An 11,196-nucleotide genomic window follows, 5' to 3' on the forward strand; every position below is an offset into this window, starting at 1 on the left:
GATCTCAGCACAGGAAGCTTGCAACCGGGTTTCGGTGGCAGTAGGTGAAGTTTTGAATAACTCGGCCATTCCATTTGGAATTGCTACCTACAACACAGTAGTTCGTGAATGGCATGGGTTTGAAGAGAGCTGGGCCGGTACATTGCAACGGTACAGCCCTGAGCCCAAAAATGGTACGAAAACTCACCTTGCTGTGGTCTGGGCGCTCAAGAAACTCATCGATCGACCGGAGGCCCGCAGAATTCTGATTGTGGTTACTGACGGGGATCCTGGGAATAGCGATGTGCTGCGTTCAGCCGTTGATGAAGCAATGCTGATGGGCATCGAAGTACGCTTCGTCCTGATCGGTGATGGGTACCATAAACGCTACGCTGACCTGGGTTTGGCCTGTGGAGTGGCACAATCCGACAAAGACCTCGCGACAGCCGTTTTTGCAGCGTTGAAGCAGGGTATCGTATAGAGCCAAAACGAAAGACCAGCCGGACTCCTTGGAGTCCGGTTTTTTATGTTTCTACTCGCGTGTTAGGCATCCCCTTGTACCAGGCCTTCGCAAGAGGCCATCCATTGCCTACTGGGGATTTGACCATGACTGCTTTCCAACACATCAACGACCCGCAACTCGACGCTGGAATCGACACCCTCAATCCAATTGAAGTCCGTTTAGCACCAGAGGTTTTCGGTACAACAGCACCATTTTTCAATGGAATGCAGACCAAGATCTTTGCTGAAACACGCTTCACACCAAAAATCGTACCTTACAGCTTCGACGATGAATTGCTTACGCGCCTGATCCTTTGGGCAGCTTCAGCAGGACTTCCACAGGACTTTTTCAAGGCATCCATCAAGAAAGCGACCTACATCTACGGGCCAACCGGCGCCGGCAAAACCACGTTAGTCGAGGCCTTTGCGTCCCGTACGGGCAGGTCGGTTTTCACCGTTCAATGTTCCGAGGAAACCACTCTTTCTGACCTCTTCGGCAGTTGGAAATTGTGCGGCCCCGAAGGCATGAAGTGGATCTATGGGAAGGTGTGCCAATGGGCTAAAACCCCCAACTCCATCCTGCTCTTGGATGAGTTCGATCAGTTACCACCACAGATCCAGATGGGTCTCAACGGTATTCTGGATGGCAAGCCGATCTTTCTTGATCAGACCAACGAAGTGATCCCGATTGCTCCTGGATGCTTGATCGCTGCTACTGGCAACACAAACGGCCAAGGGTCTGCTGGCGGCAAAGGCGGTAGCGCTACTGGCTACAGGGGTACCAAGAAAATGAACATCGCGACGATGGACCGCTTCAATTCGATGTTCTGCACCTACATGGAGGAGGGTCGTGAAGCCAACCTCATTGTAGACCAGACGAATACTGATCCACTGGTTGCAAAATCCATGGCAACCCTGGCAGCCAAAGTTCGGGCGAACTTCATCGCTCTCAACGAGGATGCTGGGGCAGGGGGGATGGCCTTCAACTTCACCATTACAACCCGTAATGTGCTGAACTGGGCGATGAACTACAAGCTCCTCATGCAGATGGGCAAAACGACTGAAGAAAGCCAGAAGCTTGCTCTGCAAGTGACAGTTCTGGACTTCGCACCGCACGATGAGGCTGCTGCGATCCTGAGCACCTGGTCGACGATCGTCGGAAAAGTCTAACGCTTCACCATACCCCGGCTCGCCGGGGTTTTTTCGTTTATGGGTGCCTGTGAGGCATCTCCTGTCACTGGGTCTTTCGCAAGGGACCCGCTCTTTCAATTTCAGGAGAACCACCATGAGCACTACCAAGCAAACCGATGAATTGGGCATCAGCATCCTTCAGGATGTAGTGCTTTTTGACGTCATCATTGGTGGAAGCACCGGTGAGAAAACTGTAGATGGGGATGACTTCATCCGCGAGGTCGGGCGCATGCTGCCGTCGGGCGCATTCGCTTGGGTTAACAAATACCGATCGGAAGCCAAGCGAGAAATCCTTAAAGTAGGGGTTTCTCGAAAGGTAAACAATCGTATCCGCGGATACTTTGTACCCACCCAACACGCAGACGAGCTTGCAAAAGTGCTGCATGCGATCAAAGGAAAATATCTGGTTGAAAAGGCTTCCTTCCTAAACACTTTACCGGACCTGGTGGAGAAGTGGGCTAGCTCTCCTGCAAACGCGGTTACAACACCAGGTGGTAAATCCCGTGCAGATTTGATCCGCCAGCATGCTCCACAGGCACAAGTGCTCGAAAGACTGTTGACCTTTGACACTTCGGCGATTCGTATCAGCAACACCAGCTACTTTGGCGAAGAAGATGCACTTCAAACGGAAGTTAAAGGCTTAGTCGGCCAGGCCGCTTTGGAGATCGCGGAAGATGTAAATCGCTCCTGGACTCGCAAGGGCAACGGCAAAACGACGTCGAGAATCCTGGGTTTGATCCGTCGGGTTCAGGACAAAGCTGAAGCTATGAGCGTTCTTTCAAGCAAATTCTCTAACTTGGAGAAAATGTGTGCATCGGTGTTGGCTGCTGTTCCGAGCGGACCGAGCATTGAAGGGGTTGCTTACATCCAAGTATCTGGCTTGTTGTCCTTCTGCATGGATCCTGAAAAAATCCTTGGAGAACATGCCACCGAGTTTGATCCTTTGAATGTATCGGCTTCTGATTCAGCGCCGGCTGTTGCTGACGATAACGTCTTCTTCAGTAGCTCAGCATCTGCAACTATTCATCCTCAAGCAGAACAAAATGAAGTTACCATCGTTCCTGAGGTCTCTGTGATTCCGCCACTTCCAACTGGTCGCAAGACAGAGGAGAACCTCTTCTTTGCGGCTGAACCTGAAAAAACCCTGGTAGAGCCTGAAAAGGTTGTGCCATCGGACACCACCTCGCAGCCACCATCGGCTCCGTTCATCTTCTAACCCAAAAAAAACCCCGGTCAATGACCGGGGTTTCTTTATTCCCGCAAATTAAGCCACCGGCGGCGGTTGCACACCAGGCAGCTCGATTTCGGCCTTAGCCAACAGCTGGCGCCCAGAGAGCTGCTCATACAGCAACACCATGGTCATGCGAACGGAGAGAGGCGTTTGCGCCCATTCATCCGGCTTCGGGATATAGCCCGCCCAGGTAGGATCACTACCCATCTTCTCGATCGACAGCCAGAGCTGCTCATCAAGATCTTTCTTGTACACAAAATCTTCTGGCGTGAAGAAATCAGCCAGGTTGTAAACCTGGATGAGGGGGAGGCCAAGGAATTCAGCCACCATTTGCAGCTTTTCCTTACCCAGCGATCGTATCTGGCGGTTCCCGTTAGCCAGGGAGTTCCAGTAGATGACCGTGATACCCATGACATCGGCAATTGCACGATCAGGTAGTCCACGATCGATGATCACCTTTTTGATCATCTTGACGAGGCGAGAGCCCGGCATAGTGTTCCGAGTTTCGACTGCTGCATGTCCCTTATCTTCTGGTACTGCTGTTTTGGCCTTGGCAGAAGCACGAGGCCTCTTAGGCGTAGCAGCCTGAGGGGCTTGCGTTTTTGCAGTAGGCTTTTTAGCTACCGGCTTCGCCGCAGCTTTTGCAGCTGGTTTTGCTGGTGCTTTGGCGGGCGCTTGAGACCGCCGTCCTGTCGATTCACTTGCGGTCTTGTCGCTAGCTTTGGGCATTGTGCGGCTCCAGGTTGGTCGCGGCGTCTAACACGATTCAGGACGCTCCCTAAACAAATAAAGCAGAGAAATCCAGTATAAATTTAAAAAAGATTCTACACAGTTAACAACAAGATTCAAATCTCTTGTTCCGGTGGAAAAAGAGACTTTTGGGCTGGATGTGCCCCCTTGCAGGTAGCTCTGTGACCGCCAAGCACGCGACAAGTGCATTTTGATTCGCCTTGTATTATTGGTACGTGTTGCGTATTCTTGAGAAAACCAAGCCATTCACGTATCGAGGTACTCAATGCTGCCCCAGGACGCAAAGCGGAAGCCTGACTCCTATTCGTATCCAAACGGGATGCTCAACTCTGGCTACATCGCCGGCGTCCTGCGGTTGAATGATCCGGTCAAGGGGATCTGCTACATCCAGCAGACCCGGGCGGAAAACCACATGCTTCCCATCCACTACGATCCCAAGAAGTCGCCGATCCCCAAGGACATCAAGGAGTGGGACCTCATCATGGCGTTCGTTCACACCGATGGCGCCATCGAGGGTGATAACCGTATTGCACGGGTGAAGAGCATCCGATTCGAAGCTCCAAACCTGATGCACCTTGGAGGGCGTTTTCGAGACGACTTCATGCGGAAATGGGATGTAGCCGTGCACGCAGCGGCAAAGGACTCCGGTACTCCGGATTCTGTGGCACAGCTGGAGAGTCTACCCAGCGCTGGCACAGAAGACCGTCTCAACTCGTTCGATTGGAAGGCAATGGATCTCAACAAGAACGCCTCGAACCAGATCCGTATCGCAGGCTTCATTCAAGCCAAGTCGCTGGAACGCAACCGCAAACATCCCGTAGACGGTACTCCAATCAACGACCGCCTGGTCGTGCTGATTCGGCAGTCGAAGGACACCGATGCCTGCATCCCTGTTCGTTGGTACGGCCGTAATCTGCAGCCGCTGTCTGAGAAACTCGCCCGCGGCATGCCTATCATCGTCAACGGCGAATTCCGTATGGACGTAAAGGCAATCTCCCTGCCGGATGGTGAAACAGGGATCGCCGAAGTGTCCAAAATTCCGTTCATTCAGGCCAAGGACATGCCAGGCCCTGTGCTCCCGGACTCTGGCCACATCAAGATCGTGCCAAGCTGGGCGGCTGAGCTCTTCAAGGGCCACGGTACCCAGGCGCCGCAGCCGAAACAAGGAGATGCAGAGCGCAGCGCCATGTTCGCCTCGGCCTTTGGTTCCGACTCGGCAAGCACGCCTGCAACTCCAGGTGAGCAACAAGACGCATAGCAGCGGCCGCCTCACCTCGTTCTGTGAAGCCATCGAGATCCAGCACTGGAGTCGATGGCTTTTTTGTTTCTCACCCAGCAGCCGTCTGGCTAGGCCGGCAGCTTGGAAGAAATGTAATTCTGCACTGGAAGGCTAGTCCGCATGGGCAAGACACTGATCATCACTGAAAAAGCAACCGTAGCGGTCTCAATCGCGCAAGCGGTCGGAGGATTCAGCAAGGTGGAATCATGGCTGGAGAGCGAGAACGCTATTCTTGCCCCCGCTGCCGGCCACCTGGTTGAAATCCATTCAGAGGAAATGGCCAAGGGAGGGCGGGACATCGGCAATCTGCCTGTGATCCCAGATCAATTCGACCTGAGGGTCATTGAGCCAAAGGCCAAGTTCTATAACGTGCTGCAACGCCTAATGCGTCGGCCTGACGTCACCGCTGTTGCGAACGCGTGCGATGCCGGCCGCGAGGGCGAGCTCATATTCAGGCTCATCTACAAAATGGCTGGATGCACAAAGCCAATGCTTCGGATGTGGATGAGATCCATGGTCGATGACGCTATCCGGCAGGCGTACAAGAACATGCAGCCAGGCGCAGATTTCGACAACCTCGCCATGGCAGCAGAGATCAGAAGCGAAGGCGACTTTATCGTCGGCATCAACGCGAGCCGGGGTATCTCACGCCTCTATGAGCGAGAGACTGCTAAAGCCGAGATATTCCCGCTTGGCCGCGTGCAGACCCCAACGCTGTCCTTGGTTTGTGCTTTGGAGCTGGCAATTTTGACCTTCCGGCCCATGCCCTATTGGGAGGTTCACGGGAGCTTTGGGGTTGCTGCTGGTAAATACACCGGCAAGTGGTTGGCACCACAGACGACTGAGCAGAAGGGTGGCTCCCAGCACCGGATCATGGATCGAGCAAAAGCCGATGCTTTGATCAGCAAGTGCTCTGGAGTCGCACCGAGCAGTGTGGTGGATGAAGTCAAGCCGGCCCAGACGGGCCCTGGCAAGCTGTACGACCTCACCTCGCTGCAGCGAGAGGCGAACCGCAAGCTTGGGTTTTCTGCAGCATACACACTGGAGATTGCCCAGAAACTTTACCTGGAGCTCAGCCTCACTACTTACCCGCGGACTGACTCTGCCTACCTTCCCGATGACGCAATCAACGACACGAAGAAGGTCATGGGAATGTTTGCTGGAACCCCCTATGCAGATCACGCGCAGCGCGTGCTCGATGAAGGCTGGGTACGACCCAACAAGAAGATTTTTGACTCGACGAAGGTGTCGGACCACTTCGCTATCATTCCAACCGGAAAGCGAGCTGGGGACCTGGAGCCGGACGTTCAAAAAATCTATGACATGATCGTCAAGCGCTTCATTGCCGTGTTCCATCCAGCAGCTGAGTATTCGGTGACTGTCCGGCTTACGACGGTGGCTGACGAGCTCTTCAGGTCGACAGGTCGTGTGCTTGTGTCCCCAGGTTGGATGGTGGTTTACGGAGCCGGGATCGTCGAGGACGTAACCGATCAAAATGGTGACTCCGACGACAAGAAAGAGCTCGCACGGTACGTCAAAGGAGAGTCAGTCACTCCGCTGGGCATGGAGCTGAAGATGCTCAAAACCAAGCCTCCAGAACGGTACACCGAGGACACGTTGCTGGGCGCGATGGAGACGGCAGGGCGCCTGGTAGAGGATGAGGACCTTCGTGAGGCGATGAAGGAGCGGGGGCTGGGTACACCGGTCACGCGCTCTGCAATGATCGAATCGCTCCAATCCACCAAGGACGGCGCAGGCCGAAAAAAAGAGCCCTATCTCATCCAGCAGAAGAAGTACTTTGCTCCCAGCGCAAAGGGGATGACTGTCTACCGTTTCCTGGTCGACAACGGCATCGATGCCCTTACGTCGCCAGTTCTCACCGGGGAATGGGAGCACAAGCTCCGTCAGATGGAAAAGGGGGCGTACAAGCGTGACGCTTTCAAATCCGAGCTTGCAGAGTTGACCACGGAAATCCTCGACTCCATCAAGAAAAAATACGCAGGTGTCCAGGTCAAGAAGCTTGGCGCTCTCTGCCCCACCTGCGGCGGCGCAGTTGAGATCCAGGCCCGAACGTTCATGTGCGAGCGGCAGTGCGGATTTTCCATATGGCGGGAGATTGCCAGTCGCATGCTGAAAGTATCGGAAGCAGAAACCTTGCTCCGGGACAAGGTAGTGCTTGGGCTCAAGGGCTTTGTCAATCCGAAGAAATCCACCAAGTTCGAGGCCGGGCTGAAGCTGCTCGACACAGGCAAGGTCGAGTTTTACTTCGACCCGACGGCGAATACCCGGGACTCCAAAGGTAATGTCGTTTCCTGCCCGAAATGCCAAGGCGGCATGCGCAAAATCAAAGTCCCCAAAGGGCACTTCTGGGCCTGCGTTGATCGAGAGCAGTGCAATCACACCATGAACGATCGCGACGGCGACCCAGTGGAGCGGCCGAAGTCATTTCCATGTGACCTCTGCGGCAAACCCATGTACCTGCGGAACGCTGAAAAGTCTCCTTTCTGGGGTTGCAGTGGCTTTGTGAAGGGGGGCGGTGGGTGCTCCAACACATTAAAGGACAATAACGGGGCCCCGGTTCCGAAGGAACAACCAGCCAGTTCAGACGGGGCGCCGTCACCTACGGTCCAAACAGACAGCGGAGCTTTCCTGTGAACGCCAACAACAAGGTCATTCGCGCAACGGCCATCGTGTTCGGTTTCTGGTGGCTTCTGCTTACGGCCCGAGCCTTTGGCGGTTCTCCCATGGAGTTTTTAGAGAACTGGCCTCTGGTGGGCTATAACGTCTCACACTGGATCCTGGGCGTTGTTTCCGGTCTGATCATCGGTGTCTGGTTTATCTGGTTCACCAGGTTGTCAGCACTGAACAAGCTATACGCCGGCAAGAAAGGAAACATCCTCAACGGCGCCCGATCGACGCTCGGCAAGGTTCCCATGCCCACCTCAGCGCTACCTCGCATCGAGGTAGCGTCAAAGCGTCTCCCCATCGGCAGTGAAAAAGTGCTGGCTTGGGTTGCTGCCAATGAGAAGAAGTGGCCGGCACATGTAGCGTTTTTCTGGGCTATTTGGGACACCTATTCCGCACATGCGCACTTCCCTGCATCGCATCGCAAGGGGGGGCACGGAAATCGTCGGCTTTGGGAGCATTGTCTGGCCGTGGCAGATACCGCACTGGAGGATGCTGGCGCATACGTATTCGACGGGGTTTATGTAAAGGCCAGGGGCAAGCCCAAATTCAAAATCATTGACCTGAAAAACAAGGAATATCGGTTTGACGCCACTGATCCGCTGATCCCCATTCTGGGCCTGGCGCATGACATCGGTAAGCTGGAAGCCTATGAGCTCCTACCCGACGGCAGTGTTAAGACCCAGGAGGAGGTTGGAGCGCTCACACCGCAGGATGACAACCGGATCCAGCACGATGCCCTGGGTGCGAGAATTCTTGCACGCTTCCCGGAATACTGGGCCTTACCTGCACGCGATCGACAAGCAGTGAACCTGGTCATCGCCCACTACCACCACCCAAGCGATTTCCCGGTTGACCGCAATGGCCTCAGCCTGGACGACCGCATGACGGCGCTCATGGAGTTCCTGATCCTGGTTGACAAAAAGACCGGCATGGCCGAGTCGAGCATCACCGAGACGCTGAGTGATCACGAGATCTCAGAAGACGAGTCCAATGCCATTTATCACAGCTTCGTCGAGATCATGACGGAGTACGGCAGAGTTAACGGCACCGGTGACCAGGCCAAAGATTCCACGCTGAAGATTGCTCAGAAACACGATGGACTGATCGTCATCCGGGAAAAGGACCTTCGATCTCTCATCTTGGCCAAAATGGGCTGGTCGTTGGAGGAGGGTGATGGTCGGTACCGAATGACCCTCAATCTTATGACGACGCTCCAAGAGAAGGGGCTGCTGTACTCGCGACATAATCACGCCGACATGAGCCGATTTTTGCCGATGTACTCGGTATCGTTGCGCAACGCACAAACGGGTGCTCACCTCACGACCTGGGAACCTTGCATTATTGTCGTGCCAGTTGCCACCACCCCCGAGCTTGCGGGCCTCAGTGGATTACCCAACATGGGTACTAAGCTGGATATCGAGCGCCCATTGTTCACGCACAATCTGGGAATCACTGAAGCAGATGCGCTTCGGGAGATCGTTGCCCGTGGTTTCAGTGCTGAAATCGCCGCGAAGATGAACATCGCCGGCAAGCAAGAAGTGAAGCCACAACCAGCACCAGCACCAGCACCAGCACCAGCACCAGCACCAGCACCAGCACCAGCACCAGCACCAGCACCAGCACCAGCACCAGCACCAGCACCAGCACCAGCACCACAAGTTCGGGCTGATGAAGGATTTAGTCAACCCATAGCTGATACCGCGAGTGTTCCTCAACCTAATGCTCCAACAGTCGACTCAACCGAGCACGCAACATCTGCGCTCGCCGGCGCTGCAAGCGGTGATTCCGAGCAAAGTGACGTTCCAGGGACGCAATCCGGTATCTCCGCTGAAGCGCTAGCGGCGCAGGATGATGACCCGCTCATGAGTGGTGGTGCAGATGACGACTTGCTAGATGAGGACCTGCAGAGCTTGTCGATTAGCTCGTTCGGTCCCGGGCAGGAGGTGGAACTGGAGGAAGATTTTCTCGCCATAGAACCTGGGCACTCAGGGAGCGATGACGTCGATGATGTGGATGATGTGTTCGGCGCATTCGCGCCCAGTGAATCCTCGATCGTGGACACAGCCGAGCAAAGCGTGAATTCAACTGCAGGAGAAGAAGGGCCGGGCGCTTCGCTCATACACAATGATGGTGATCTAGGCGTACCGGCGCCGGCACCTGTGGCGGTAGCCATACCTGATCCTGATGCAACCCCAACGAAAAGGATAAGCCCTGCTGCCGAATCCGCAGCGCTCAGGGCTCTTGAAGAGGCAGGCGCCAACTTCACTGCATTCGTTGCACCAAGGAAGAAAAAGCCAGGCCCTGCTGAGCAGCTAGAGGGTATCCGCGCAGCAGTAAAAGCGGAAGAAATACCGATTTGTGGGACAAGAGATGGGTTTGATTACGTGTTGGAGTCAGACCTGATGGTCTACGACCCAAAACTGAAATTGAGCACGCTGATTCGGGCGGGGAAGTTGCCTACCGTCGAGCCTAAGCCAGGCGTGGTAATGGTGGGCATTCCGATGGCGCCGATGCAGCTGGACCTTTGACGAGCTGCCGGCTCTGATCATGACTCCCTGGCTGACATCAAGAAAGCCAGGGAGCCATGATCAGTCGTAGGTCTGAGCGTACTGCTTTTCGGTCAAACGGCTCAGCAGTTTGAAATAATTTGCTCGCGTCGACTGATCAAATACGTCGGTTTGAACTGAGAGCATGTCCAACGCAGCTGCATCCTCTCCTTTGCCCGAAGTGAAAGGAAGTGGAGCTGTGGCATAAAACACATTGCCGTTACTAGCCTGGGCCGCATCCAAGACGGCTTTAACTTCCAGGTAGCGCGGGTAACGAGTAGCAGTAAGGAAATCCCCATCATAAACGTCGAGCTCGCCTGATTGGTCCTCGACCAACACAGCCATCAATGGCCAGTTGTTTTCGGAGCCATCCTTGCGCGAACCGCCCGTATCTGGGCTAGCAAAAAAGATGACCTTACGAAAGGTGTTGGTGGCAAACACCTGCAGAAGCGCTGCCTCGTTAGATGCACTGTCCGTGCATGTCTTGCGGTTAGCCATAAAAAGTCCTCATCTAAAGTAGCACCACGCGGTGCGTTATTGGGGTTTGGGGAGCAATGGAACCAAAAACCAACGTAAGCCCTACCAACGCTTTTCGGTGTCTTCTTCCCAGGCGCCCATCTCGACAAAACAGTTGCGCATGTCGGCCTCCTGGCTGATCTCGGTCAGCAGGTCATGCACGCTCTTGTCCAGCTCATCGTCGCTCCGATACGGAATGGTCAACTCATAGTGGCCGGCATCCAGCCGCTTCATGCCATAGGGCTCCAGGCAGTAGCGCTCAATGTTCTCCGTGGCCCGCTTCCGGCCGCGCACGAACTTGCTGTTATTCACCACCGCGAGGCGCAGGGTGACGGTGGCCACCCGCTCGGCGGCGGGCGGCTCTGCCGGCGACGCGGCCGAAGGCTGCTGGTCGCGTGACCTGGCGCTCTTCTGGTACGCGCCGATCTCGACACCACGGTGGCGCAGGTAGCTGTACAGCGTGCTCTTGGAGATGTGCAGCTTCTCGCCGATCGCGCTGACGCTCAGGCGACCTT

General features: G+C 55.0%; 7 protein-coding genes and 2 pseudogenes. 6 read left to right on the top strand and 3 right to left on the bottom strand.

The window, feature by feature from the left end:
* The 3 genes and pseudogenes from APH36_RS23340 to APH36_RS23350 form a co-directional block, all read left to right on the top strand.
* Positions 1-460, top strand: a pseudogene (locus APH36_RS23340) (VWA domain-containing protein); the annotation flags it as partial.
* Between the two features lie 125 nt (positions 461-585).
* Positions 586-1,650 (top strand): AAA family ATPase, encoded by a 1,065-nt coding sequence (locus APH36_RS23345; protein WP_023383810.1) that lies wholly within the window; start codon positions 586-588, stop codon positions 1,648-1,650.
* A gap of 115 nt (positions 1,651-1,765) precedes the next feature.
* The gene (locus APH36_RS23350) at positions 1,766-2,887 is read left to right on the top strand and encodes a DUF3150 domain-containing protein (RefSeq protein WP_023383811.1); all 1,122 of its coding nucleotides are present in this window, start codon (positions 1,766-1,768) and stop codon (positions 2,885-2,887) included.
* 48 nt (positions 2,888-2,935) lie between these two features.
* Here the strand turns inward: APH36_RS23350 and APH36_RS23355 are convergent, their stop codons facing one another.
* Entirely contained in the window at positions 2,936-3,631 is a 696-nt protein-coding gene (locus tag APH36_RS23355) for an XRE family transcriptional regulator (RefSeq protein WP_224459423.1), read from the bottom strand.
* 286 nt (positions 3,632-3,917) lie between these two features.
* Here APH36_RS23355 and APH36_RS23360 point away from each other — a divergent pair, with 286 nt between their 5' ends.
* From APH36_RS23360 to APH36_RS31805, 3 genes are all read left to right on the top strand, one after another.
* The gene (locus APH36_RS23360) at positions 3,918-4,910 is read left to right on the top strand and encodes a hypothetical protein (protein ID WP_004574787.1); all 993 of its coding nucleotides are present in this window, start codon (positions 3,918-3,920) and stop codon (positions 4,908-4,910) included.
* Between the two features lie 141 nt (positions 4,911-5,051).
* Positions 5,052-7,586: a DNA topoisomerase gene (locus tag APH36_RS23365; protein ID WP_023383812.1), complete on the top strand. Its 2,535-nt coding sequence runs from the start codon at positions 5,052-5,054 to the stop codon at positions 7,584-7,586.
* Positions 7,583-10,147 (top strand): hypothetical protein, encoded by a 2,565-nt coding sequence (locus APH36_RS31805; RefSeq protein ID WP_060500581.1) that lies wholly within the window; start codon positions 7,583-7,585, stop codon positions 10,145-10,147. The genes APH36_RS23365 and APH36_RS31805 overlap by 4 nt, the downstream gene beginning before the upstream one ends.
* A 60-nt stretch (positions 10,148-10,207) precedes the next feature.
* Here APH36_RS31805 and APH36_RS23375 read toward each other — a convergent pair whose 3' ends face one another.
* Together APH36_RS23375 and APH36_RS31810 are read right to left on the bottom strand one after the other, a co-directional pair.
* Positions 10,208-10,663 carry a hypothetical protein gene (locus APH36_RS23375; protein WP_023383814.1) on the bottom strand — a complete coding sequence of 152 codons (456 nt, stop codon included), beginning with the start codon at positions 10,661-10,663 and terminating at the stop codon, positions 10,208-10,210.
* Positions 10,664-10,744: 81 nt separating this feature from the next.
* Positions 10,745-11,196, bottom strand: a pseudogene (locus APH36_RS31810) (recombinase family protein); the annotation flags it as partial.

This window comes from Pseudomonas sp. NBRC 111133 (assembly GCF_001320605.1).
In the GTDB taxonomy this organism is placed as follows: Bacteria; Pseudomonadota; Gammaproteobacteria; order Pseudomonadales; family Pseudomonadaceae; genus Aquipseudomonas; species Aquipseudomonas monteilii.